This window comes from Pseudomonas sp. H3_E04 (assembly GCF_054668915.1).
Map to the genome: position 1 here is coordinate 3,980,695 of NZ_CP162797.1, position 24,466 is coordinate 4,005,160.

Genomic DNA, 24,466 nt, shown 5'->3' on the forward strand with positions numbered 1-24,466 from the left:
GTAGCTCCTACAGGGGTGTTGCGTGATGCTTAAGAGAGTTTTTCGAACTTCAGATCCCACACGCCATGGCCAAGACGTTCGCCACGGCGTTCGAACTTGGTGATCGGGCGTTCGGCCGGGCGCGGGACGCATTTGCCGTCTTCGGCAAGGTTGCGGTAGCCCGGGGCGACGTTCATCACTTCCAGCATGTACTCGGCGTACGGCTCCCAGTCGGTGGCCATGTGCAGAATGCCGCCGACCTTGAGCTTGCTGCGCACCAGTTCAGCGAACGAGGCCTGAACGATACGACGCTTGTGGTGGCGGCTCTTGTGCCACGGATCCGGGAAAAACAGCATCAGGCGATCGAGGCTGTTGTCGGCGATGCAGCGGTTGAGCACTTCGATCGCGTCGCAATCGTAGACGCGCAGGTTGGTCAGCCCTTGGGTCAGCACGCCATTGAGCAGCGCGCCGACACCCGGACGGTGCACTTCAACACCGATGAAATCCTGCTCTGGAGCAGCGGCGGCCATTTCCAGCAGCGAGTGGCCCATGCCGAAACCGATTTCCAGCGAGCGCGGCGCCGAGCGGCCGAACACCTGGTCGTAATCGACCGGCGCATCGGCCAGCGGCAGCACGTACAGCGGCGCGCCCTGGTCCAGGCCGCGTTGCTGGCCTTCGGTCATGCGCCCGGCGCGCATCACGAAACTCTTGATGCGGCGGTGTTGGCGCTCGTCGCCTTCGTCCGGCTGGACAGGCGTGTCGTTCGATTCAGTCATCAATGGCTCTTACTTGATCAGACCATCCAGCGGCGAAGAGGCGCTGGCATAGAGTTTTTTCGGCATGCGGCCGGCGAGGTACGCCAGGCGACCGGCAACGATGGCGTGCTGCATCGCTTGCGCCATCATCACCGGTTGCTGGGCGTGGGCGATGGCCGAGTTCATCAGTACGGCGTCGCAACCCAGCTCCATGGCGATGGTCGCGTCGGAAGCGGTACCGACGCCAGCATCCACCAGCACCGGGATCCTGGCTTCTTCGAGGATGATCTGCAGGTTGTACGGATTGCAGATGCCCAGACCGGAGCCGATCAGACCGGCCAGCGGCATGACGGCGATGCAACCGATTTCCGCCAGTTGCCGGGCGATGATCGGGTCATCGCTGGTGTAGACCATCACGTCGAAGCCTTCCTTGACCAGCGTTTCGGCGGCCTTGAGGGTTTCGATTACGTTGGGGAACAGGGTTTTCTGGTCGGCCAGCACTTCCAGCTTCACCAGGTTGTGACCGTCGAGCAGCTCACGCGCGAGGCGGCAGGTACGCACGGCTTCGATGGCGTCATAGCAACCGGCGGTGTTCGGCAGAAAGGTGTAGCGATCCGGCGACAGCACTTCGAGCAGGTTCGGCTCGCCTTCGATCTGGCCCAGGTTGGTGCGGCGCACGGCGAAGGTGACGATCTCGGCACCCGAGGCTTCGATGGCCTGGCGGGTTTCTTCCATGTCACGGTACTTGCCGGTACCGACCAGCAAACGCGACTGGTAAGTACGACCGGCCAGCACAAAAGGCTTGTCGCTACGAACGATGCTCATGGGGAATCCTCTTTAAGGGTGAGGGTCTTGCACAATTCTGTGCCCTTGCGGGCCGGGACAATCAGCCGCCGCCGATGGCGTGGACCACTTCGACGTTGTCGCCGTCGCTCAATGGGGTATCGGCATGCTGGCTGCGCGGGACGATGTCCAGATTGAGCTCTACGGCCACACGGCGCCCGGTCAGCTCCAGACGAGTGATCAGGCCCGCAACGGTTTCACCGTCGGGCAATTCAAAGGACTCACCGTTCAACTGAATGCGCATGCACAACGCCGCCATCATTTTTAGGGGCTGGCATTCTAGCCCGATCAGTCAGGCTGACCCAAGCCATTCGTCTTGAAACACGTCCGTGCAGGAGCTGCCGAAGGCTGCGATCTTTTGATCTTGAAAAACAAAATCAAAAGATCGCAGCCTTCGGCAGCTCCTACAGGAGGGAGCGTCAGATTCAGGATAGGCGCCAAGCAGCGAGGCCGAGGCAGACCCAACCGATGAGAAACGCGAGGCCACCGAATGGAGTAATGATGCCGAGCTTGCTGATGCCGGTGGTGGTCAGCAGATACAGGCTGCCGGAGAACAGCAGGATGCCGACGGTGAAGGACACCCCGGCCCAACTGATCAGGCGCCCTTGAATTTGCGTGGCCAGCAGCGCCACCCCGAACAGCGCAAGAGTGTGCACCAATTGATAGGTGACGCCGGTATGGAAAATCGTCAGGTATTCCGGGGTCAGGCGGTTTTTCAGGCCATGGGCGGCGAAAGCGCCCAGCGCAACACCGGTAAATCCGAAAAAAGCGGCCAGCATCAAAAAGCCACGCAGCATGGGGAACTCCAGTCAGACGTGATCGGCAGGGTCTGTATAATGGCCCGCTCCACGGGTTCGGCCAAGCCATCTCTATGCTGCGTTCAATTTTCCGTCGTCTCACGAAGGCTCTGCTCTGGTTCGCCGGTGGCAGTGTCTTGCTGGTGCTGGTGTTTCGCTTCGTGCCACCGCCGGGCACGGCGCTGATGGTCGAGCGCAAGGTCGAATCCTGGGTCGACGGCGAGCCGATTGACCTGCAGCGCACCTGGAAACCGTGGGACGAAATCTCCGATGACCTGAAAGTGGCGGTAATTGCTGGCGAGGACCAGAAATTCCCTGAACATTGGGGTTTCGATCTGCGCGCAATCCAGGCCGCCCTCGCCCACAACGAGCTGGGCGGCTCGATTCGCGGCGCCAGCACCTTGAGCCAGCAAGTGTCGAAAAACCTGTTTTTGTGGTCCGGCCGCAGTTATCTGCGCAAAGGCCTGGAAGCCTGGTTTACCGCGCTGATCGAGGTGTTTTGGCCCAAGCAGCGGATTCTTGAGGTGTACCTGAACAGCGTCGAGTGGGATGACGGCGTGTTTGGCGCTGAAGCGGCGGCCCGCCACCACTTTGGCGTGAGTGCGAAGTCATTGTCGCGTCAGCAGGCGAGTTATCTGGCGGCGGTACTGCCCAATCCACGGGTGTGGAGCGCCAGTCATCCGACCGGGTATGTGTCGCGTCGGGCTGGGTGGATTCGCCAGCAGATGAGTCAGTTGGGCGGGGACAGTTATTTGCTGGGGCTGAACGATTCACGGCGGGCGCCTTGGGCTGAATAACACCGAAATACCAATGTGGGAGCGAGCCTGCTCGCGAAAGCGGTGTGTCAGCTTGCATTGATGTCACTGATAAACCGCTTTCGCGAGCAGGCTCGCTCGCACAGGGATTGGTGTTGAAACAGAAATGAAAAACGCCCCGATCATCGCTGATCGGGGCGTTTTTTATTGCGGATTCGCCAGTTACGCGGCGATCGACAACTTGAGCTTGTTCATCGCGCTCTTTTCGAGCTGACGGATTCGCTCGGCCGACACGTTGTACTTCTGCGCCAGGTCATGCAGCGTGGCTTTTTCTTCCGCCAGCCAGCGCTGGTAGAGGATGTCACGGCTGCGCTCGTCCAGCACTTCCAGTGCTTCGTGCAGGTTGGTGTTGGAGTTGTCGCTCCAGTCGGCATCTTCCAGTTGACGCGCCGGGTCGTACCGGTGGTCTTCCAGGTAGTTGGCCGGAGACTGGAAAGCACTGTCGTCGTCGGCTTCGGCAGCCGGGTCGAAGGCCATGTCGTGGCCGGTCAGACGGCTTTCCATCTCGCGCACTTCACGTGGTTCGACGCCAAGGCTTTCCGCCACACGGTGGACTTCCTCGTTGTTCAGCCACGCCAGACGCTTCTTCTGGCTGCGCAGGTTGAAGAACAGCTTGCGCTGGGCCTTGGTGGTCGCGACTTTCACAATGCGCCAGTTGCGCAGGATGAATTCGTGAATTTCCGCCTTGATCCAGTGCACGGCGAACGACACCAGACGCACACCCATCTCCGGGTTGAAGCGCTTGACGGCCTTCATCAGGCCGACGTTACCTTCCTGGATCAGGTCAGCCTGAGCCAGACCGTAGCCGGAATAGCTACGGGCAATGTGTACGACAAAACGCAGGTGGGCGAGCACCATCTGCCGAGCCGCCCCCAAATCCTGCTCATAGTAGAGACTCTCGGCCAGTTCACGCTCCTGCTCCGGCGTCAGCAATGGAATGCTGTTGACGGTGTGCACGTAGGCTTCCAGGTTCGCACCCGGAACCAGCGCATACGCAGGTTGCAAAGAATTGGTCATACGAAAAAACCTCCCACTTACATACTCGTGCCTCTCGGCACTGCGAAAAATTGACCGGGAACTCAGGTACAAGTTCCCATAAAAACCGCAAGGTCAATCACGCGCAAAAAAGATTCTACTTCGGCGCCAGCTCCCTGAGATGACGTGCGACTGCAATCCATGCACCGATATAACCCAACAGCACCGCGCCAAGCAAGAGCGACAGACCGTCGGCCACTGGCACGCCGGCCAGGGCGAAATCACTGCCGTACAAACCGGCCAGTCCAACCACCGCATCGTTCAGCCAGTCGAGGCCGAACGCCAATACACCCCAGGACAACAGCCCTGCACCGAAGCCATACAACGCACCCATATAAAGGAAAGGGCGACGCACATAACTGTCAGTGCCGCCGACGAGTTTAATCACTTCTATCTCGGTGCGGCGGTTTTCAATATGAAGACGAATGGTATTGCCTATCACCAAAAGTAATGCAGACACCAAAAGCACCGTCAGACCGAAGACAAAGCGGTCGCCAAGCTTGAGGATGGCGGCCAAACGCTCGACCCAGACTAGATCAAGTTGCGCCTGTTGTACCTTGGGCAGCTCGGAAAGTTTTTGTCTTAATGCTTCGAGTGTCGGCTTGTCGACTTCGTTCGGTGTCACCAGCACCACACCCGGCAAAGGGTTCTCGGGCAGCTCACGCAGGGCTTCGCCCAGGCCGGACTGCTGCTGAAACTCTTCCAGCGCCTGATCACGGCCGACATATTCGGCATCAGCTACGCCGGGCATGCCTTTGATCTGCTCACGCAGGGACTCGCCCTGTTCCGGGCTGGCGTCGAGTTGCAGGTACAGCGAAATCTGCGCCGCGCGTTGCCAGGAACCGCCAAGACGCTCGACGTTGTTGAGCAACAGCGAAAGCCCCATCGGCAGACTCAACGCCACGGCCATCACCATGCAGGTGAAGAAGCTGCCGATCGGCTGTTTGCCGAGACGGCGCAGGCTGTCGAGCAGGCTGGCGCGATGGCTTTCGATCCAGGCGTGGAACAGCGTGGCGAAGTCCGGGCCGTCGTCATCGTCGTGCTTTTTCTTCTTCTGCGGTTGCGGATCGGCGGCCTTCGGGGCCACACGCTCGGAAACCTTCGGACTGCGTGTTGCACTCATACCCCGGCCTCCCCGTCGCCGATCAATCGGCCGCGTTGCAGGGTCAGCATGCGATGACGCATGCGCGCGATCAGCGCCAGGTCATGACTGGCGATCAGCACGCTGGTGCCCAAGCGGTTGATATCTTCGAACACGCCCATGATTTCAGCGGCCAGGCGCGGGTCGAGGTTACCGGTCGGTTCGTCCGCCAGCAGCAAGGCCGGGCGATGCACGATGGCGCGGGCAATACCGACGCGCTGTTGCTGGCCGGTGGACAGATCGCCCGGGTACAGATCGGATTTGTCCGACAGCGCCACGCGTTCCAGCGCCGAATCGACGCGCTTGGCGATTTCGACCTTGGACAGGCCGAGAATCTGCAGCGGCAACGCGACGTTGTTGAACACCGTGCGATCGAACAGCAACTGGTGGTTCTGGAAAACTACGCCGATCTGCCGGCGCAGAAATGGAATTTGTGCGTTGCTGATGGTGCTCAGGTCTTGCCCGGCGAGCAGCAGTTTGCCGCTGGTCGGCCGTTCCATTGCCAGCAACAGGCGCAACAGCGTGGATTTACCGGCACCGGAGTGGCCGGTGACAAACAAGAACTCGCCACGACGGACTCGAAAGCTCAGCTCATGCAAGCCGACGTGACCGTTCGGGTAGCGTTTACCGACCTGTTCGAAACGAATCATGAACGCTCCCGCTCGGCAAACAGTGCCTGGACAAAGGGTTCGGCTTCAAAGGTACGCAAATCGTCGATGCCTTCACCGACGCCGATGTAACGGATCGGCAGGCCGAACTGCTTGGCCAGGGCGAAAATCACCCCGCCCTTGGCGGTGCCGTCAAGCTTGGTCAGCGCCAGGCCCGTAAGTTCGACGGTCTGGTTGAACTGCTTGGCCTGATTGATCGCGTTCTGGCCAGTACCGGCGTCGAGCACCAGCAGCACTTCGTGCGGGGCGTCGGCGTCGAGTTTGCCGATCACCCGGCGAACCTTTTTCAGCTCTTCCATCAGGTTGTCTTTGGTGTGCAGACGACCGGCGGTGTCAGCGATCAGCACGTCGATGCCACGGGCCTTGGCCGCTTGCACCGCGTCGAAGATCACCGAAGCGGAATCAGCGCCGGTGTGCTGGGCAATCACCGGAATCTTGTTGCGCTCGCCCCAGACCTGCAATTGCTCCACGGCCGCGGCGCGGAAGGTGTCACCGGCCGCCAGCATGACTTTCTTGCCTTCCAGTTGCAGCTTCTTCGCCAGTTTGCCGATGGTGGTGGTTTTGCCGGCACCGTTGACGCCGACCACCAGAATCACGAACGGCTTGTTCTGCGAGGCGATCTTCAGCGGTTGTTCGACCGGCTTGAGCATCGCGGCCAGTTCAGCCTGCAGCGACTTGTACAGCGCATCGGCGTCGGCCAGTTCCTTGCGCGCGACCTTCTGGGTCAGGCGCTGGATGATCTGCGTGGTGGCTTCGACGCCGACGTCGGCGGTGAGCAGACGGGTTTCGAGGTCATCGAGCAGGTCATCGTCGATGGTCTTGCGCCCGAGGAACAGGCTGGCCATGCCCTCGCCGATGCTGGCGCTGGTCTTCGACAGGCCTTGCTTGAGGCGGGCGAAGAAACCGGCTTTGGTTTCCTCGGTGCGCGGGGTTTCGACGGGCGCTTCTACAGGGACTTCGACCGGTACGATCGGAGCGACAACTGGCGCAGCGGCAAGCGGTGCAGGCTCAGGCTCAGGCTCGGACGGCTGGACAACCGGGGCAACCGGGGCAATCGGCTCGGCAACGACCGGCGCTGGCGCGACAACCGGCTCAGGCACAGGCTGCGCCGCAGCCTCGGCAACCGGTGCAGGAATCACTGGCGTCACATGCGGCGCCGCTTCTTCAACCAGCGCGACCGGCTCTTCTGCCACTGGCAAGGTCAGCCACGGCTCGGCGGCGGGCGTCAGCGGCAACTCGGCAGCGGCCGGCGTTTCGGGCTCGGCCTCAACCTCCGGTTGCAGCACCGGTTCGGCGATCGGCAGCACAATCGGCGCCGGCTCTTCTTCTATTACAGGTGCTGGCGCGGGGGCCGGCTCAGGAATCGCGGGCGGCTGTTCGACGACGGGTTCCTGCGGTTTTTTCCGCAGCCATCCGAACAGGCTTTTCTTCTCGCCAGCCGCAGCTGGGCTCTTCTTGTCGTCGTTGGAACCAAACATGGAGGACGGCTATCTCACGGTAGCGACGCGCCATAAGGGCGCCCCGGCAAATAAATATTCGATGCAGAACAGACTGTGTTTCACCCAGCTTGTTCACGCGCAACATTTTGTCGAGGCGCCAAAGGCACCTCAAGGATCGTTTTAACGAAGAGTTAAACCGGTAAAAATCGGCGAAAAAGCGCTGTCTAGTCGATAAACAGCCGCCTTCTGCCATGAACCCATACAGCCCAATCAGCATTCGAAGTCTGATAGGCGTGGTCGCCGGTAAAACGGATCAGTATCCTAGGGCGTGTCATTGATCATTACCAGTACCGCGTGGCCGCCTGAAAACGGGCCAGACAAGGCGCAGGCCGCAGGGAATGTGCTTTCCTTGCCAAGGACTGCAACGCAGTATGGCCCGTTTTCAGGCGCCACCCGGAGGGCCGGGCCTGATAGTGTGCAGGGCTGCGTTGCTCGAAGTTTATTTGGAACAACCAAACCACACTCCTCGCGCCTTGCCCTGCACACTATCAGGCGCCGGCGCGGTACTGGTAATGATCAATGACACGCCCTACCTCTCGCCCGCCGACGCTAAGACCAAGCGGGCAGCCCAACAGGTTGAAAAACGAATGAATGCTCTTGCCCGCCGCGCTGCTGGCCTGCTGCTCAGCGCAGTCTGCCTGCCCCTTTCGGCCCTGGCGGCCGACCCGCAACCGACCCATGAATTCACCCTCGACAACGGCCTCAAGGTCGTCGTGCGCGAAGACCATCGTGCGCCGGTGGTCGTTTCGCAGATCTGGTACAAGGTCGGCTCCAGCTACGAGACTCCGGGCCAGACCGGTCTGTCGCACGCGCTCGAGCACATGATGTTCAAGGGCAGCGAAAAAGTCGGCCCCGGCGAAGCCTCGCTGATCCTGCGCGACCTCGGCGCCGAAGAGAACGCGTTCACCAGCGACGACTTCACGGCTTATTACCAGGTGCTGGCCCGGGATCGCCTCGGCGTGACCTTCGAGCTGGAAGCCGACCGCATGGCCAACCTGCGCCTGCCGGCCGACGAGTTCGCCAAGGAAATCGAAGTCATCAAGGAAGAGCGCCGCCTGCGCACCGATGACAAGCCGATGTCCAAGGCCTACGAACGCTACAAGGCCATGGCCTACCCGGCCAGCGGTTATCACACGCCGACCATCGGCTGGATGGCTGACCTGGACCGCATGAAAGTCGAGGAACTGCGCCACTGGTACCAGTCCTGGTACGCGCCGAACAACGCCACGCTGGTGGTGGTCGGTGACGTCACTGCGGACGAAGTGAAAACCCTCGCCCAGCGCTATTTCGGCCCGGTCGCCAAACGCGACGTGCCACCGGCGAAAAAGCCGCTGGAACTGGCCGAGCCCGGCGAACGCCAGATCACCCTGCGCGTGCAAACCCAACTGCCGAGCCTGATGCTTGGCTTCAACGTGCCGAGCATTGCTACCGCTGAAGACAAACGCTCGGTCAACGCCCTGCGCCTGATCTCGGCGCTGCTCGACGGCGGCTACAGCGGGCGCATCCCGACGCAACTGGAACGCGGCGAAGAGCTGGTCTCCGGCGGCTCGTCGGACTATGACGCCTACACCCGTGGTGACAGTCTGTTCACCCTGTCGGCGACGCCGAACACACAGAAGAAAAAGACCATCGCTCAGGCTGAAGCCGGTTTGTGGAAACTGCTCGAGCAGCTGAAAACCACTGCGCCGTCTGCCGAAGAGCTGGAACGCGTCCGAGCTCAAGTCATCGCCGGTCTGGTCTACGAGCGTGACTCGATCACCAGCCAGGCCACCGCGATCGGTCAACTGGAAACGGTCGGCCTGTCGTGGAAGCTGATGGACACCGAACTGGCCGATCTGGAAAGCGTGACCCCGCAAGACATCCAGAACGCCGCGAAAAAGTATTTCACCCGCGAACGTCTCAGCGTCGCCCACGTCCTGCCTTTGGAGACGACTCATGAGTGAGCGCAAAACCCCACGCCTGATGCTGCTCGGCCTGATTGCTGTCGCGGTGATCGGCTCGGCAGCGGTTTATTTGTCGCCAAGCGCTGACAGCAAGGCCAGCGAAGCACTGGATAACGCCAAGTCCAGCCAGAAACTGCAATCGCTGGCCGAACTCGACGGCAAGGCCCCGGCCAGCCGCAAGCTTGATGTGCAGACCTGGAACACTGCTGAAGGCGCGAAAGTGCTGTTCGTCGAAGCGCACGAGCTGCCGATGTTCGACATGCGCCTGATCTTCGCCGCTGGCAGCAGCCAGGACGGCAACGTCCCCGGCCTCGCGGTGCTGACCAACGCCATGCTCAACGAAGGCATCGCCGGCAAAGACGTCGGCGCCATCGCTCAAGGGTTTGAAGGCCTCGGCGCCGACTTCGGCAACGGTGCGTTCAAGGACATGGCGCTGGCTTCGCTGCGCAGTCTGAGCGCACCTGAGCAGCGTGAACCGGCGCTGAAACTGTTCGCCGATGTGGTCGGTAAACCGACCTTTCCCGCCGATTCCTTCGCGCGCATCAAGAACCAGCTGCTCGCCGGTTTCGAATACCAGAAACAGAACCCCGGCAAACTCGCCAGCCTGGAGCTGATGAAGCGTCTGTACGGCGATCACCCGTACGCACATTCCAGCGACGGCAATCCGCAAAGCGTGCCGAAGATCACCGTCGCGCAATTGCGCGAGTTCCATGCCAAGGCCTACGCCGCCGGTAATGCGGTGATCGCGCTGGTCGGCGATCTGTCGCGAGCTGAAGCCGAAGCGATCGCCAATCAGGTTTCCTCTGCCCTGCCGAAAGGCCCGGCGCTGGCGAAGATCGCTGCGCCGCAGGAACCGACGGCCAGCGTCAACCACATCGAATTTCCGTCGAAACAGACCAACCTGATGCTCGCGCAACTGGGCATTGATCGCGACGACCCGGATTACGCCGCGCTGTCGCTGGGTAATCAGATCCTCGGCGGCGGTGGTTTTGGTACGCGTCTGATGAGCGAAGTGCGCGAGAAGCGTGGCCTCACCTACGGCGTGTATTCGGCGTTCAGCCCGATGCAGGCCCGTGGTCCGTTCATGATCAACCTGCAGACCCGCGCCGAGATGAGCGAAGGCACCCTGAAACTGGTGCAGGACGTACTCGCCGACTACCTGAAAACCGGGCCGACGCAGAAAGAACTCGACGATGCCAAGCGCGAGCTGGCCGGCAGCTTCCCGCTGTCCACCGCGAGCAACGCCGACATCGTTGGCCAACTCGGCGCGATGGGCTTCTATAATCTGCCGCTGAGCTATCTCGACGACTTCATGCGGCAGTCGCAGAGCCTGACCGTAGAGCAGGTGCGCGATGCGCTGAACAAACACCTGAGCACGGAGAAAATGGTCATCGTCACCGCTGGCCCGACCGTGCCGCAAAAGCCGCTACCGGCCCCATCTGATAAACCTGCCGAGCAACCGCTCGGGGTTCCGGAGCATTAATGGCGACTCGAGCACCGAAAAAACCTGTGCAAAACGTGCACAACGGCGTCAATCAGCTGCGCATCATTGGCGGCCAGTGGCGCAGCCGCAAGCTGAGCTTCCCTGACGCGCCGGGCCTGCGCCCGACCCCGGACCGCGTGCGTGAAACCCTGTTCAACTGGCTCGCGCCGTACGTCGAAGGGGCGAAAGTGCTCGACCCGTTCGCCGGCAGCGGCGCGCTGTTTCTCGAAGCGCTGTCCCGTGGCGCGGCTACCGCTCAGGCGCTGGACGCCAGCAACGTTGCGGTTTCCAGCCTGAAAGAACACCTCGGCACCTTGCGCTGCACCAACGGCCAAGTACAAACCGCCGACGCGCTGCGCTATCTGGAAACCCAGACCGCGACGCCGTTCGATCTGGTGTTCCTCGACCCGCCGTTCAACCAGAACCTGTTGCCGGCAGTTTGTACTTTGCTGGAAGAGCGCCAATGGCTGGCGGCCGATTCGTGGATCTACACTGAAAGCGAAACAGCGCCATCAACGCTGGGCCTGCCGGGCAACTGGCGCCTGCATCGTGAACAGAAATCCGGTCGGGTTTTTTACGCGTTGTGGCAGCGCACGGCGGACATCGCCGGCTGACAAGGTCGCAAGCAACCTGCGGCGAGGGGGCGTGTCCCCTCGCCACAAGCCCATCGAGAATCATCGTGCCCCCTTCGCCAGAACGCTTCATCCCCGCCTTCGGCCTTGGCAACCCGCATCTGCAAACCCTGTGGGGTCCGCTGTGGCGCAAGACTGTGCACATCGAGCGCGAACGCGAACGCCTGTGGCTCGAGGACGGCGACTTCCTCGACCTCGACTGGCACGGCCCGCACAGTGCCGAGGCGCCCTTGGTGCTGGTGCTGCATGGGCTGACCGGATCGTCCAATTCACCCTACGTGGCGGGCATCCAAAAGACCTTGGCCGAGCAGGGCTGGGCCAGCGTCGCGCTGAACTGGCGCGGTTGTTCCGGCGAGCCGAATCTGTTGCCGCGCAGCTACCACTCCGGCGCCAGCGAAGACCTGGCCGAAGCCATCCAGCACCTGCGCGCGAAACGACCGTTGGCGCCGTTGTACGCAGTCGGTTATTCACTGGGCGGCAATGTGCTGCTCAAGCATCTGGGTGAAACCGGCAGCGACAGCGGCGTGCTCGGTGCGGTGGCGGTGTCGGTACCGTTCCGCCTCGATCAATGTGCTGATCGCATCGGCCAGGGGTTTTCGCGGGTGTATCAGGCGCACTTCATGCGGGAGATGGTCGCCTACATCAGGAACAAGCAGCGCCAGTTCCAGCATGACGGGCGCGAAGACGGCCTGGCAAAACTGGCCGCGCTCGGCTCGCTGGAAAACATGCGCACATTCTGGGATTTCGACGGCCGGGTCACCGCGCCACTGCATGGTTTCACCGATGCCGAGGATTACTACCGCCGCGCCTCGAGCCGCTACTACCTCGGCGAGATCCGCACACCGACGTTGATCATTCAGGCGGCGGACGATCCGTTCGTATTTCCCCACAGCCTGCCGCACGCCGACGAGTTGTCAGCCTGCACCCGGCTCGAATTGCAGGCGCGTGGCGGTCACGTCGGCTTCGTCGAAGGCTCGGTGCGCAGGCCCAGGTATTACCTGGAACGGCGCATACCACAATGGCTGGCCGCACTCGGTCATTGAGCGCCGCATATCCCTCGTGGGAGCGAGCCTGCTCGCGAAGGCATCCCGTCAGGTAATGAAGTGATAACTGACCCACCGCTTTCGCGAGCAGGCTCGCTCCCACAGGGATCTGCGTTTTGATCAGATTTTGCGATGCGACAAAGGACTTTGTGGGAGCGAGCCTGCTCGCGAAGGCATCCCGTCAGGTAATGAAGTGATAACTGACACACCGCTTTCGCGAGCAAGCCCGCTCCCACAAGGGATCTACGCTTTGTTCAGATTTTGCGATGCGACAATAGACTTTGTGGGAGCGAGCCTGCTCGCGAAGGCGTCCCGTCAGGTAATGAAGTGATAACTGACACACCGCTTTCGCGAGCAAGCCCGCTCCCACAAGGGATCTGCGCTTTGGTCAGATTTTACAATGTGTCACAAGACTTTGTGGGAGCGAGCCTGCTCGCGAAGGCGTCCCGTCAGGTAATGAAGTGATAAATGACACACCGCTTTCGCGAGCAAGCCCGCTCCCACAAGGGATCTGCGCTTTGGTCAGATTTTACAATGTGTCACAAGACTTTGTGGGAACGAGCCTGCTCGCGAAGGCATCCCGTCAGGTAATGAAGTGATAACTGACACACCGCTTTCGCGAGCAAGCCCGCTCCCACAAGGGATCTGCGCTTTGGTCAGATTTTACGATGCGACAATAGACTTTGTGGGAGCGAGCCTGCTCGCGAAGGCGTCCCGTCAGGTAATGAAGTGATAACTGACACACCGCTTTCGCGAGCAAGCCCGCTCCCACAAGGGATCTGCGCTTTGTTCAGATTTTGCGATGCGACAAAAGACTTTGTGGGAACGAGCCTGCTCGCGAAGGCGTCCCGTCAGGTAATGAATTGATAACTGACCCACCGCTTTCGCGAGCAAGCCCGCTCCCACAAGGGATCTGCGCTTTGGTCAGATTTTGCGATGCGACAAAAGACTTTGTGGGAGCGAGCCTGCTCGCGAAGGCGTCCCGTCAGGTAATGAATTGATAACTGACACACCGCTTTCGAGAGCAGGCTCGCTCCCACCTGGGATCTGCGACTTTATTCGCCTGTGGCAATGCCGCGCGATGGCTCGTTGATCCATTCGCTCCACGATCCGGCATACAGGGCGCCCAGCGGGTAGCCAGCCAGACACAGCGCAAACAGGTTATGACACGCCGTCACCCCGGACCCGCAATACGCGACCAGTTCCGACGGCGAGCGATCGCCCAGTTTGCCGGCAAAACGCTGCTTGAGCTGCTCGGCCGGCAGGAAGCGCCCATCACTGCCGAGGTTTTCGGTGAACGCTGCACACTGTGCGCCGGGAATATGCCCGGCCACCGGATCGATCGGTTCCACTTCGCCCTTGAAACGCGGCAAGGCGCGGGCGTCGAGCAGGGTCAGCGTTGGCTGGCCGAGGCGCTGCTGCAATTGCTCGGCGCTGAGCAACAGGCTCATGTCCGACTGACCACTGAAGTTACCCGGCGTCACGCTCGGCGGATCCAGGCTCAGCGGCAGACCGGCCGCGTGCCAGGCCTTGAGCCCGCCGTCGAGAATGAACACGCCGTCGCGCTTGCCCAGCCAGGCCAGCAACCACCATGCCCGCGCCGCGTATGCACCCGGGCCGTCGTCATACAAAACCACATCGCTGTCGTTGCCGATGCCCCAGGCTTGCAAGCGCTCGATCAGCGCCGCCGGCTCGGGCAACGGATGACGCCCGGTCACGCCCTTCTCGACCTTGCCGCTCAAATCTCGCTCCAGATCGGCGAAACTCGCTTCGGCAATGTGCCCTTCGGCGTAGCTGCGCTGGCCGTAATCCGGATCTTCGAGGGCAAAACGGCAATCGAGAATCACCAGACCCGGCTGCTCTTTGCGAGCGTCCAGTGCTTGTGGGCTGATCAACTGCGCAATCGACATAACGGGCTCCTGTGGCATTCGGCTGAACGGTTTATTTCACGTCTTCAAGGGCCTGTGCCAGCGGCACATAGAACTCGTCGAACAATGCGTTGACTTCATCCCGCGCCTGATCGGTAACAAACCCTGCTTCCAGCACCAGCACCTGATACACGCCACGCTTCACGGCCTGTTCGCTGAGGTGGTTGGAGTTTTCCCGCGTGGTGCACAGAAAACGCACCCACGAGGTCAGGATGATCCAAGCGTTGAGGGTCAGCGACTCGATCTGCACGCGATCCATTTTCAGGATGCCGGCGGCGACGAAGCCTTCGTAGATCGCGGCACCCTGGATCACGCAGCGCTGGGAAAAGCGCCGATAACGCGCGGCCAGTTCCGCATCGCTGTCGAGCAAATGCTCAAGGTCGCGATGCAGAAAGCGGTAGCGCCACATGGCCGAGAGCAGTTCCTTCAAATAGAAACGCTTGTCTTCGACGGTCGCCGGGCGGCCCTGGGGCGGACGCAAAAAACTGTCCACCAGAGCTTCGTACTCACTGAACAACACGGCAATGATCGCCTGCTTGTTGGGGAAGTGGTAGTACAGGTTGCCCGGAGAAATCTCCATGTGCGCGGCGATGTGGTTGGTGCTGACGCTGCGCTCGCCCTGCTGATTGAACAGCTCCAGGCTGTTCTGAACGATGCGCTCGCTGGTTTTTATTCGTGGGGCCATGGCTTGAGCTTTAATTCAGAGTGCGTAGACGGCGCATCTTACGACCTAACCGGAAATGGATAAAACACTGACGTGCGCGGAAGTCGTTTGACTTTATAGAGCATCGACTCTAAAAAGTGCTCATTACAATAAAATCCGGAGCCTGCGATGACTGCCGACATTGCCTACCTGCAAACCCTGCAACAGCCTCTTGAAACGCTTGATCGGCAGTTCCACGCGCAACGAGCGGCCTATGCCGCCAACCCGATGCCGCCCGCTGCGCAACGGCAACAGTGGCTCAAGGCTTTGCGCGATTTGCTCAGCAGTGAGCGTCAGGCGTTGGTCGAAGCGATCAGCGCCGACTTCAGTCACCGCAGCGCCGACGAAACCCTGCTCGCCGAGCTGATGCCGAGCCTGCACGGCATTCACTACGCCAGCCGCCACCTGAAAAACTGGATGAAGCCCTCGCGACGCAAGGTTGGCATGGCGTTCCAGCCGGCTTCGGCGAAGGTGGTTTATCAGCCGCTGGGCGTGGTCGGCGTGATCGTGCCGTGGAACTACCCGCTGTATCTGGCCGTGGGGCCGATGGTCGGCGCCCTGGCTGCCGGCAATCGGGTGATGCTCAAGCTCAGCGAATCGACCCCGGCCACCGGCCTGTTGCTCAAAGAGCTGCTCGCGCGGATCTTTCCCGAAGACCTGGTTTGCGTAGTGCTGGGCGAAGCAGATGTCGGCGTGGCGTTCTCGCGTCTGCCTTTCGATCACTTGCTGTTCACCGGTTCCACCAGCGTCGGCAGACACGTCATGCGCGCTGCGGCGGAAAACCTCACGCCAGTGACGCTGGAACTGGGCGGCAAGTCGCCGGCCATCGTCTCCAGAGACGTACCGCTCAAGGACGCCGCCGAACGCATCGCCTTCGGCAAGACCCTCAACGCCGGGCAGACCTGCGTCGCGCCTGACTATGTGCTGGTGCCGGAAGACCGCGTCGGCGCTTTCGTCGAGGCCTATCGTCAGGCTGTGAAAGGCTTCTACCCGACCCTGGCCGACAACGTCGACTACACCGCGATCATCAACGAACGCCAACTGACCCGGCTGAACGGATACGTCAGCGACGCGACCAGCAAGGGCGCGCTGCTGATCCCGCTGTTCGAACAAGGCCAGGGCCGACGCATGCCGCACAGCGTGCTGCTCAATGTCAGCGATGAGATGACTGTAATGCAGGACGAAATCTTCGGCCCGTTGCTGCCGATCGTGCCTTATCGCGATCTGGAGCAGGCATTCGCTTACATCAATCAGCGGCCTCGTCCTCTGGCTCTTTACTACTTTGGCTATGACAAACGCGAACAGAACCGCGTGCTGCACGAGACCCATTCCGGCGGTGTTTGCCTGAACGACACCCTGCTGCACGTCGCCCAGGACGATATGCCCTTCGGTGGTATCGGTCCCTCAGGCATGGGCCATTACCACGGGCACGAAGGTTTCCTGACCTTCAGCAAGGCCAAGGGCGTGCTGGTCAAACAGCGCTTCAACGCGGCGCGGCTGATCTACCCGCCCTACGGCAAATCGATTCAGAAACTGATTCAGAAGCTGTTCATCCGCTAAACGATCGTCAACGCCGGATAAGAACAACAATGCACCCAAGCCTGACCGAAACACCCGCCCTGTCGCGCCGTGGCCTGCTGAAATTCAGCCTCGGCGCCAGCGCGTTTCTCGCCACCGCCGGCCTTGGCGCCAGCCTCACTGGCTGCTCGTCGAGTATCAGCGCCAACGGCTTTGTCGTTTTGCGCGACGGCGATCTGCTGTTCCTGCGCGCGCTGATCCCGGTGATGCTCGACGGCGCCGTCGCCGCCGGGGAAATGCCCGCAGCGGTCGACGGCACGCTGAAGTCGCTGGACTACAGCCTTGATCACGTGTCGCCGGAAATGCTCAAGCTCACTCGGCAATTGTTCGATGTGCTGGGTATGGCCGTGACCCGTGGCCCGCTCACCGGCATCTGGGGCAGTTGGGAAAACGCCAGCCCTGAAGCGATGCGACATTTCCTCGAACGCTGGGAGAACAGTTCACTGAGCTTGCTGCGCATGGGCCATAGCTCGTTGCAGCAGATGGTGATGATGGCCTGGTACACCCGCGCCGAGTCCTGGGCGCACTGCGGTTATCCCGGGCCGCCGAAGGTCTGAAACCGGGGGGGCGGTCTTCGCGAGCAGGCTCGCTCCCACATGTGAAATGCAATTCCCTGTGGGAGCGAGCCTGCTCGCGAAGGGGCCAGTTGCATCACCTCAGCATCCAGAATAATAAAGAGAACCTGACCGATGCCCGTACCCGATCCCTTCCGCGAAGGCCTCGCCCGAGGCTGGAAAACCTTCAACGGCGCGCAACTGAGCAACGACCTTACCCTCGAAGCCGACGTGGCGATCATCGGCAGTGGCGCCGGCGGCGGCACCACGGCGGAGATCCTCAGCGCGGCCGGCTACAAAGTCCTGCTGATCGAAGAAGGCCCGCTGAAGACCAGCTCGGATTTCAAACTGCTCGAAGATGATGCCTACAGCAGCCTCTATCAGGAAGGCATCGGGCGCATGAGCAAGGACGGCGCGATCACTATCCTGCAGGGCCGCGCGGTCGGCGGCACGACGCTGATCAACTGGACCTCGAGTTTCCGCACGCCCGAGCCGACCCTCGAACACTGGGCCAGCGAACACAACGTCACAGGCCATAGCCCGGCAGAGATGGCGCCGTGGTTCGAGAAAATGGAGCAGCGCCTCGGCGTCGCGCCGTGGATGGTGCAGCCCAACGCCAATAACGACGTGATCCGCAAAGGCTGCGAGCAACTCGGCTACAGCTGGCACGTGATCCCGCGCAACGTGCGCGGCTGCTGGAATCTGGGCTATTGCGGCATGGGCTGCCCGAGCAATGCCAAGCAATCGATGATGGTCACGACCATCCCGGCGACGCTGGAAAAGGGCGGCGAGCTGCTGTATCTGGCGCGAGTGGAAAAACTGCTGATCAGCGGCGACAAGGTGACCGGCCTGCATTGCGTGGCGATGGACGAGCGCTGCGTCGAGCCGACCGGGCGCAGCATCACGGTCAAGGCGCGGCATTACGTGCTGGCCGGCGGCGGCATCAACAGCCCGGCGCTGTTGCTGCGCTCCGACGCGCCGGATCCGCATGGGCGCGTGGGCAAGCGCACCTTTCTGCACCCGGTGAACATGTCCGCCGCGCGTTTCGCCGAGGTGGTCAATCCGTTCTACGGAGCGCCGCAGTCGATTTATTCCGACCATTTCCAATGGAAGGACGGCACCACCGGGCCGATGGCATTCAAACTCGAAGTGCCACCGCTGCACCCGGCGCTGGCCGCCACACTGCTCGGCGGTTTCGGCCAAGAGAACGCGCAACACATGGCTGATCTGCCGCACACCCACGCGATGCTGGCGCTGCTGCGCGATGGCTTCCACCCGGACAGCAGCGGTGGCGCGGTGGAGTTGCGCGGCGATGGCTCGCCAGTGCTCGACTATCAGGTTTCGCAGTACGCCTGGGACGGTTTGCGCCGGGCCTTTCACGTCATGGCGGAAATCCAGTTCGCCGGCGGCGCGCAATCCGTCATGCCGATGCACGCCGACGGCCGCTATGTGAAGACACTGGCTGAGGCGCGCTCGCTGATCGACGGATTGAGCCTGGAGCTGTACCGCACGCGACTGGGCAGCGCTCACGTCATGGGTGGTTGTGCGATGGGTGAAGATCCGAAAAACGCGGTCGCCGACAGCCTCGGTCGCCATCATCAACTGAGCAACCTGTCGATTCACGACGGCTCACTGTTCCCCACCAGCATCGGTGCCAACCCCCAACTGTCGGTGTATGGCCTGACCGCGCAACTGGCGACAGCCTTGGCTGTTCGGCTGAAAAATCCATGAAAAAGCAGAATATTCCTATCGTCTATAGTGCTTTCTTACCCAACAGGCGACTTGGCCGACCGGGAAGGCTGCGATACCATCCGACTCCCCAACGGACTCCCGCCAGGACGACGCGATGAACCGAGTGTTGTACCCAGGTACCTTCGACCCTATTACCAAGGGCCATGGCGATCTGGTCGAACGCGCCTCGCGCCTGTTCGATCACGTGATCATTGCGGTCGCCGCCAGCCCGAAAAAGAACCCGCTGTTCCCGCTGGAACAACGGGTCGAACTGGCTCGCGAGGTCACCAAGCACCTGCCGAACGTGGAAGTGGTCGGTTTCTCGACGCTGCTCGCGCATTTCGCCAAAGAGCAGAACGCCAATGTGTTCCTGCGTGGTCTGCGCGCGGTGTCGGACTTCGAATACGAATTCCAGCTGGCCAACATGAACCGCCAACTGGCGCCGGATGTGGAGAGCCTGTTTCTCACGCCGTCGGAGCGTTATTCGTTCATTTCGTCGACGCTGGTGCGGGAGATTGCCGCGCTGGGCGGCGATATCAGCAAGTTCGTCCACCCGGCCGTGGCCGACGCGCTGACCCTACGCTTCAAAAAGTAGGAGCTGCCGCAGGCTGCGATCTTTGCTTGTAGGAGCTGCCGAAGGCTGCGATCTCTGTTTTGCAGCCCTTGATCGCCCCCGCGTGCACTGCGCTCGCCAATGCGGCACAATTGCGCGCATTGATTTATAGCGCCCGGGCCTGCCGCCCCGGCTGGAGTTAGCATGTCCCTGATCATCACCGACGATTGCATCAACTGCGACGTCTGCGAACCCGAGTGCCCGAACGCCGCCATTTCCCAGGGCGAAGAGATCTACGTGATCGACCCGAACCTGTGCACCCAGTGCGTCGGCCACTACGACGAGCCGCAGTGCCAGCAGGTCTGCCCGGTGGATTGCATTCCACTGGACGAAGCCCATCCGGAGACTGAAGAACAGTTGATGGAGAAGTACCGCAAGATCACCGGCAAGGCCTGATTCGCTAAAAAGATCGCAGCCTTCGGCAGCTCCTACATGGATCGCATTCCTCTGTAGGAGCTGCCGAAGGCTGCGATCTTTTGATCTTGCCCTTCACTCGCGCTGTTCGAACCCCTCCCCCGTACACCCCAGACACCGCACGAACGCCGCCTTCGCCGGGTCAACCACCAGCGCCTGCCCGGCATCGCCGACCCCGCCGCCCAGTGCGGTAAACGGCAACGACACCACAAACGCTCCCGCACCGATCACCGTGGCCACCACCAGCAAAGGTCGGGCAATCAGCAGGTCGCCGAGCATGGCGTAGGCCGGGGGATTCTGGATGGTGTAACGCGGATCACCGCTGCCGTTTTCCGATGCCTGTACAGCCAGACTGGAACACAGCAGCAGAGTGACGAAGAGGACTTGCAGGGATTTCATGGCACGATCCTTCGGGCTGAGCAGTGAGACTTCTCACTATAGACCGAAGGATTTTTTCAGGTCTGGCAGCGCGGGCAAAACACGCTGGCGCGCTGGCCCAGCTTCACTTCGCGCAGGCCCGTGCCGCAGACCTTGCAGTGCTGACCGCCGCGGCCGTAGACAAACAGTTCCTGCTGGAAATAGCCCGGCTGACCGTCGCCGCCAATGAAATCGCGCAATGTCGTGCCGCCACGCTCGATGGCAGCGGCAAGGATGCGCTTGATCTCGATCGCCAGTTTCAGATAGCGCCCGCGGGAAATCCCCCCGGCTTCACGGCGCGGATCAATGCCGGCAGCGAACAGCGCTTCGGTCGCGTAGATATTGCCGACCCCGACCACCACCGCGTTGTCCATGATGAACGGCTTGACCGCCATCGAACGCCCGCGTGAGAGCTTGAACAATCTTTCGCCATCGAACAGATCGGTCAGTGGCTCCGGCCCGAGGCGAATCAGCAATTCGTGATTGAGCGGGTCGTTGCTCCACAACATCGCGCCAAACCGTCGCGGATCGGTGTAGCGCAAGGCCAGACCCGATTCCAGTTCGATGTCGACGTGCTCGTGCTTCAACGCCGGCAACCCGGCCTCGACCAGACGCAGATTGCCCGACATGCCCAAATGGCTGATCAGCGTGCCGATCTCGGCGTTGATCAACAGGTACTTGGCACGCCGTTCGACCAGCACGATGCGCTGCCCGGACAGGCGCACATCGAGGTCTTCCGGGATCGGCCAGCGCAAACGCCGGTCGCGGACGATGACCCGGCTGACCCGCTGGCCTTCCAGGTGCGGGGCAATTCCCCGGCGGGTGGTTTCGACTTCCGGCAGTTCAGGCATGGTGTCCTCGGATCAATGCGCGCCGAGGTCGCGAATCGTTTGTTTGAGTGTTTCGAAGTCGTAGTCCGACAGACCGACGTAATCGAGCACCAGCGGGCCGACCGCGCTCCACTCGAAATCCTCGCTCTGGTTGCCCAGCACCCGATATGAGGCGCAGATGTGCTCGGCCATTTTCAGAATCGCCAGCAAGTTTTTCAGTTGGCTGTTCTTCGACGATTCGTCGCTGAAAATCGCCAGCGCATTGTGATGGTTGGCGATGGCGGCGCTGACATGCTCCGGCAGGCGCCAGGACTTGGCGGTGTAGTAACCGACCACGGCGTGGTTGGTATTGAACACGCGGTTTTCCGTATCGACCACGCGGCATTCCGGGCTGGCGCTGGCGTAGGCCTCTTCCAGCACGGTCATGTAATTGGGGAAACGCTGCAGCATCAACGGCACACCGCAATCGTGGAACAGGCCCAACGCATAGGCTTCGTCACCCGCCTGTGTGCCGATGCGCTTGGCCAGGGTCAGGCAGGTCATCGCCACATCCTGCGCGGTGTCCCAGAAACGGTTGAGGGTGACGATGGTGTCGTCGTTCATCTCGCCCTTGATCGACTGCGCGTTGATCAGGTTGATGATCGAACGACTACCCAACAGGTTCACCGCACGCTGGATCGAGGTGATCTTGTTGCTCAGGCCGTAATACGGCGAGTTGACGATCTTCAGCAGCGCGCCAGACAGACCAGGGTCCTGGGAGATCAGTTTGGCGATCACCTCCAGGTCCGGGTCGGGCATGTACTGCTCCATTTGCAGATCCACCATGATCTGCGGTTGCGCCGGCACACTGATGCCTTGCAGCGATTGTTGGATCTGTTCGGTGGTCAGCTCTTGGGACATAAGTACACACTCCGGGGCAGGCGGCGATTCTAACCGCTGAAACGGCAGGGCGACACACCGATGGGCACATCGCCGGAACTTTCATCTGTGCCCAGGCTTCGGAATCTGTAGGGCGCATCGGACCTCAACGTTCCGCTGCGAAGGCAAAATCTCCACAGACTCAGGAGCTTACCGATGGCAACTTCCCTCAACGACAAACGCGTCGCTATTTTGGTTACCGATGGTTTCGAACAGGTCGAAATGACCGGCCCCAAGGATGCCCTCGAGCAGGCCGGCGTGCAGGTCGATATCCTCTCGACCGAGGCCGGCACGGTCAAAGGCTGGAACCATGACAAACCGGCGGATGACTTTCCGGTCGCCAACTCCTTCCAGGCTGCGAGCATCGAACAATACGATGCGGTACTGCTGCCCGGTGGCGTGCAGAATTCTGACACAATCCGTATCGATCAGGATGCTCAGTATCTGGTCAAGACTGCCGCTTCGGCGGGCAAGCCGATTGCCGTGATCTGCCACGGCAGCTGGTTGCTGATCTCGGCGGGACTGGTCAACGGCAAGACCATGACCAGCTACAAAACCGTCAAGGACGATCTGGTCAATGCCGGGGCCAACTGGGTCGATCAGGAAGTGGTAAAGGACGGCTACCTGATCAGCAGCCGCCAGCCGGATGATGTGCCGGCGTTCAGTCAGGCCCTGATTGACGCACTGGCTGCGTAGTCGTCGGCATCCCTTTCGCGAGCAGGCTCGCTCCCACAGGTGAATGCATTACAAGTGTGGGAGCGAGCCTGCTCGCGAAGGGGCCATCCGCTATTCATCGCGCGCCAGACCGGAGCACGCGTCAACACGCTATACTCCCGCTCTTTTTTCCGGAGCGACGTCATGTCCCTGCCTAGCCTGCGCCTCAAAGCCAACGCCGACCGTCGCCTGCGCAACGGCCACTTGTGGGTCTACAGCAACGAAATCGACGTGGCCGCCACGCCTCTGCACGGCTTCAAGGCCGGCGATCAGGCGGTGCTCGAAGCCGCTGGCGGCAAGCCGTTGGGCATCGTCGCCATGAGCCCGAACAACCTGATCTGCGCGCGCCTGCTGTCGCGCGACATCAAACTGGCCCTCGACAAGTCGCTGCTGGTGCATCGCCTGAATGTCGCGCTGTCGTTGCGCGAGCGTCTGTTCGACAAGCCGTTCTATCGTCTGGTCTACGGCGACTCCGACCTGCTGCCGGGTCTGGTGGTCGATCGTTTCGGCGACATCCTTGTGGTGCAGATCGCCTCGGCGACCATGGAAGCGCATAAAGACGACGTGATCGCCGCGTTGACCCAGGTGCTCAAGCCAAGCGGCATCCTGTTCAAGAACGACTCCGCCGCCCGCGACGCCGAAGGCCTCAACCGTTACGTCGAAACCGTGTTCGGTCTGGTGCCGGAATGGGTCGCGCTGGAAGAGAACGGCGTCAAGTTCGAAGCGCCGGTCATTCAAGGGCAGAAAACCGGCTGGTTTTACGATCACCGCATGAACCGTGCGCGCCTGGCACCTTATGCCAAAGGCAAACGAGTCCTGGATCTCTATAGCTACATCGGTGGCTGGGGCGTGCAGGCCGCTGCGTTCGGCGCCAGCGAAGTGTTCTGCGTCGACGCCTCGGCATTCGCCCTCGACGGTGTCGAGCGCAACGCTGCGTTGAACGGCTTCGCTGACAAGATGACCTGCATCGAAGGCGACGTCTTCGAAGCATTGAAGGAGCTGAAGGCTAGCGAAGAGCGCTTCGACGTGATCGTTGCTGATCCGCCAGCCTTCATCAAGCGCAAGAAAGACATGAAGAACGGCGAAGGTGCTTACCGCCGTCTGAACGAGCAAGCCATGCGCCTGCTGACCAAGGACGGCATTCTGGTCAGTGCTTCGTGCTCCATGCACCTGCCGGAAGACGACCTGCAGAATATCCTGCTGACCAGCGCCCGCCATTTGGACCGCAACATCCAGATGCTCGAGCGTGGCGGTCAGGGCCCGGATCATCCGGTGCATCCGGCCATCGCCGAAACCCGCTACATCAAAAGCATCACCTGCCGTCTGCTGCCCAACAGCTGATTGCGGTTGAACACGGGGAGCCGCCGAGCTCCCCGTTTTTTTTCCACCTCCCGCCCCCTCCTTTCTTCACACTCAACATGAGTGTTTAGGCG

25 protein-coding genes and 1 pseudogene are annotated in these 24,466 nt (G+C 61.2%); 12 read left to right on the forward strand and 14 right to left on the reverse strand.

Translation table 11 applies throughout. The features are described 5' to 3' along the window. Positions 1 to 29: 29 nt before the first annotated feature. From trmB to AB4N53_RS18035, 4 genes are all read right to left on the reverse strand, one after another. Positions 30 to 755, reverse strand: coding sequence for a tRNA (guanosine(46)-N7)-methyltransferase TrmB (trmB, locus tag AB4N53_RS18020; RefSeq protein ID WP_016772721.1), 726 nt, complete (start codon positions 753 to 755; stop codon positions 30 to 32). Between the two features lie 9 nt (positions 756 to 764). Further along, positions 765 to 1,559 carry a thiazole synthase gene (locus AB4N53_RS18025; RefSeq protein WP_041476820.1) on the reverse strand — a complete coding sequence of 265 codons (795 nt, stop codon included), beginning with the start codon at positions 1,557 to 1,559 and terminating at the stop codon, positions 765 to 767. Positions 1,560 to 1,620: 61 nt separating this feature from the next. Further along, positions 1,621 to 1,821: a sulfur carrier protein ThiS gene (thiS, locus tag AB4N53_RS18030; RefSeq protein ID WP_460122084.1), complete on the reverse strand. Its 201-nt coding sequence runs from the start codon at positions 1,819 to 1,821 to the stop codon at positions 1,621 to 1,623. A 181-nt stretch (positions 1,822 to 2,002) separates the two neighbouring features. Beyond that, positions 2,003 to 2,374 (reverse strand): DUF423 domain-containing protein, encoded by a 372-nt coding sequence (locus tag AB4N53_RS18035; protein ID WP_460122086.1) that lies wholly within the window; start codon positions 2,372 to 2,374, stop codon positions 2,003 to 2,005. Positions 2,375 to 2,448: 74 nt separating this feature from the next. Between AB4N53_RS18035 and mtgA the strand changes: the two genes are divergently transcribed. After that, on the forward strand, positions 2,449 to 3,171 hold the full coding sequence (gene mtgA / locus AB4N53_RS18040; protein ID WP_016772718.1) for a monofunctional biosynthetic peptidoglycan transglycosylase: 723 nt from the start codon (positions 2,449 to 2,451) through the stop codon (positions 3,169 to 3,171). 180 nt (positions 3,172 to 3,351) lie between these two features. Here the strand turns inward: mtgA and rpoH are convergent, their stop codons facing one another. From rpoH to ftsY, 4 genes are all read right to left on the reverse strand, one after another. Beyond that, positions 3,352 to 4,206, reverse strand: coding sequence for an RNA polymerase sigma factor RpoH (gene rpoH, locus AB4N53_RS18045; protein WP_016772717.1), 855 nt, complete (start codon positions 4,204 to 4,206; stop codon positions 3,352 to 3,354). A 115-nt stretch (positions 4,207 to 4,321) separates the two neighbouring features. After that, positions 4,322 to 5,347, reverse strand: coding sequence for a permease-like cell division protein FtsX (ftsX, locus tag AB4N53_RS18050; RefSeq protein WP_434767019.1), 1,026 nt, complete (start codon positions 5,345 to 5,347; stop codon positions 4,322 to 4,324). After that, the gene (ftsE, locus tag AB4N53_RS18055; protein ID WP_016772715.1) at positions 5,344 to 6,015 is read right to left on the reverse strand and encodes a cell division ATP-binding protein FtsE; all 672 of its coding nucleotides are present in this window, start codon (positions 6,013 to 6,015) and stop codon (positions 5,344 to 5,346) included. The genes ftsX and ftsE overlap by 4 nt, the downstream gene beginning before the upstream one ends. Then, positions 6,012 to 7,511, reverse strand: coding sequence for a signal recognition particle-docking protein FtsY (gene ftsY, locus AB4N53_RS18060; protein ID WP_460122088.1), 1,500 nt, complete (start codon positions 7,509 to 7,511; stop codon positions 6,012 to 6,014). Before ftsY ends, ftsE begins: the two co-directional genes overlap by 4 nt. 608 nt (positions 7,512 to 8,119) lie before the next feature. Here ftsY and AB4N53_RS18065 point away from each other — a divergent pair. From AB4N53_RS18065 to AB4N53_RS18080, 4 genes are all read left to right on the forward strand, one after another. Beyond that, entirely contained in the window at positions 8,120 to 9,475 is a 1,356-nt protein-coding gene (locus AB4N53_RS18065) for a M16 family metallopeptidase (protein WP_460122091.1), read from the forward strand. Next, on the forward strand, positions 9,468 to 10,958 hold the full coding sequence (locus AB4N53_RS18070) for a M16 family metallopeptidase (RefSeq protein ID WP_460122093.1): 1,491 nt from the start codon (positions 9,468 to 9,470) through the stop codon (positions 10,956 to 10,958). The genes AB4N53_RS18065 and AB4N53_RS18070 overlap by 8 nt, the downstream gene beginning before the upstream one ends. Next, entirely contained in the window at positions 10,958 to 11,572 is a 615-nt protein-coding gene (rsmD, locus tag AB4N53_RS18075) for a 16S rRNA (guanine(966)-N(2))-methyltransferase RsmD (RefSeq protein ID WP_039757533.1), read from the forward strand. The genes AB4N53_RS18070 and rsmD overlap by 1 nt, the downstream gene beginning before the upstream one ends. A 65-nt stretch (positions 11,573 to 11,637) precedes the next feature. Beyond that, complete coding sequence (locus AB4N53_RS18080; protein ID WP_460122095.1) at positions 11,638 to 12,633, forward strand: hydrolase; 996 nt, start codon at positions 11,638 to 11,640, stop codon at positions 12,631 to 12,633. A gap of 8 nt (positions 12,634 to 12,641) precedes the next feature. On the opposite strand, the pseudogene AB4N53_RS18085 reads toward AB4N53_RS18080, so the two are convergent. The 3 genes and pseudogenes from AB4N53_RS18085 to AB4N53_RS18095 all read right to left on the reverse strand — a co-directional run. Next, positions 12,642 to 13,543, reverse strand: a pseudogene (locus AB4N53_RS18085) (hypothetical protein); the annotation flags it as partial. Between the two features lie 145 nt (positions 13,544 to 13,688). Then, entirely contained in the window at positions 13,689 to 14,543 is an 855-nt protein-coding gene (locus AB4N53_RS18090) for a sulfurtransferase (RefSeq protein WP_460122097.1), read from the reverse strand. Positions 14,544 to 14,574: 31 nt separating this feature from the next. Continuing rightward, positions 14,575 to 15,246: a TetR/AcrR family transcriptional regulator gene (locus tag AB4N53_RS18095; protein WP_016772708.1), complete on the reverse strand. Its 672-nt coding sequence runs from the start codon at positions 15,244 to 15,246 to the stop codon at positions 14,575 to 14,577. A gap of 147 nt (positions 15,247 to 15,393) precedes the next feature. Between AB4N53_RS18095 and AB4N53_RS18100 the strand changes: the two genes are divergently transcribed. From AB4N53_RS18100 to AB4N53_RS18120, 5 genes are all read left to right on the forward strand, one after another. After that, the gene (locus tag AB4N53_RS18100; RefSeq protein WP_460122099.1) at positions 15,394 to 16,824 is read left to right on the forward strand and encodes a coniferyl aldehyde dehydrogenase; all 1,431 of its coding nucleotides are present in this window, start codon (positions 15,394 to 15,396) and stop codon (positions 16,822 to 16,824) included. Between the two features lie 29 nt (positions 16,825 to 16,853). Further along, complete coding sequence (locus AB4N53_RS18105; RefSeq protein ID WP_460122101.1) at positions 16,854 to 17,399, forward strand: twin-arginine translocation pathway signal protein; 546 nt, start codon at positions 16,854 to 16,856, stop codon at positions 17,397 to 17,399. Between the two features lie 132 nt (positions 17,400 to 17,531). Then, positions 17,532 to 19,127, forward strand: a complete 1,596-nt coding sequence (locus AB4N53_RS18110) for a GMC family oxidoreductase (RefSeq protein ID WP_460122103.1) — start codon at positions 17,532 to 17,534, stop codon at positions 19,125 to 19,127. Between the two features lie 115 nt (positions 19,128 to 19,242). Further along, positions 19,243 to 19,722 carry a pantetheine-phosphate adenylyltransferase gene (coaD, locus tag AB4N53_RS18115; protein WP_003229157.1) on the forward strand — a complete coding sequence of 160 codons (480 nt, stop codon included), beginning with the start codon at positions 19,243 to 19,245 and terminating at the stop codon, positions 19,720 to 19,722. Between the two features lie 162 nt (positions 19,723 to 19,884). Continuing rightward, entirely contained in the window at positions 19,885 to 20,136 is a 252-nt protein-coding gene (locus AB4N53_RS18120) for a YfhL family 4Fe-4S dicluster ferredoxin (RefSeq protein WP_003195146.1), read from the forward strand. Between the two features lie 93 nt (positions 20,137 to 20,229). Here the strand turns inward: AB4N53_RS18120 and AB4N53_RS18125 are convergent, their stop codons facing one another. Genes AB4N53_RS18125 through AB4N53_RS18135 form a run of 3 tightly spaced genes read right to left on the reverse strand, consistent with a single transcriptional unit; the run spans position 20,230 to position 22,247 of the window. Beyond that, positions 20,230 to 20,553: a multidrug transporter gene (locus tag AB4N53_RS18125; RefSeq protein ID WP_460122105.1), complete on the reverse strand. Its 324-nt coding sequence runs from the start codon at positions 20,551 to 20,553 to the stop codon at positions 20,230 to 20,232. A 56-nt stretch (positions 20,554 to 20,609) separates the two neighbouring features. Next, positions 20,610 to 21,422, reverse strand: coding sequence for a bifunctional DNA-formamidopyrimidine glycosylase/DNA-(apurinic or apyrimidinic site) lyase (mutM, locus tag AB4N53_RS18130; RefSeq protein WP_252879047.1), 813 nt, complete (start codon positions 21,420 to 21,422; stop codon positions 20,610 to 20,612). A 12-nt stretch (positions 21,423 to 21,434) separates the two neighbouring features. Next, complete coding sequence (locus AB4N53_RS18135; RefSeq protein ID WP_160769650.1) at positions 21,435 to 22,247, reverse strand: HDOD domain-containing protein; 813 nt, start codon at positions 22,245 to 22,247, stop codon at positions 21,435 to 21,437. Between the two features lie 228 nt (positions 22,248 to 22,475). Here AB4N53_RS18135 and AB4N53_RS18140 point away from each other — a divergent pair, with 228 nt between their 5' ends. Further along, the gene (locus AB4N53_RS18140; RefSeq protein WP_460122107.1) at positions 22,476 to 23,015 is read left to right on the forward strand and encodes a type 1 glutamine amidotransferase domain-containing protein; all 540 of its coding nucleotides are present in this window, start codon (positions 22,476 to 22,478) and stop codon (positions 23,013 to 23,015) included. 162 nt (positions 23,016 to 23,177) lie between these two features. Next, positions 23,178 to 24,374 carry a class I SAM-dependent rRNA methyltransferase gene (locus tag AB4N53_RS18145; RefSeq protein ID WP_016772700.1) on the forward strand — a complete coding sequence of 399 codons (1,197 nt, stop codon included), beginning with the start codon at positions 23,178 to 23,180 and terminating at the stop codon, positions 24,372 to 24,374. Positions 24,375 to 24,466: the final 92 nt, after the last annotated feature.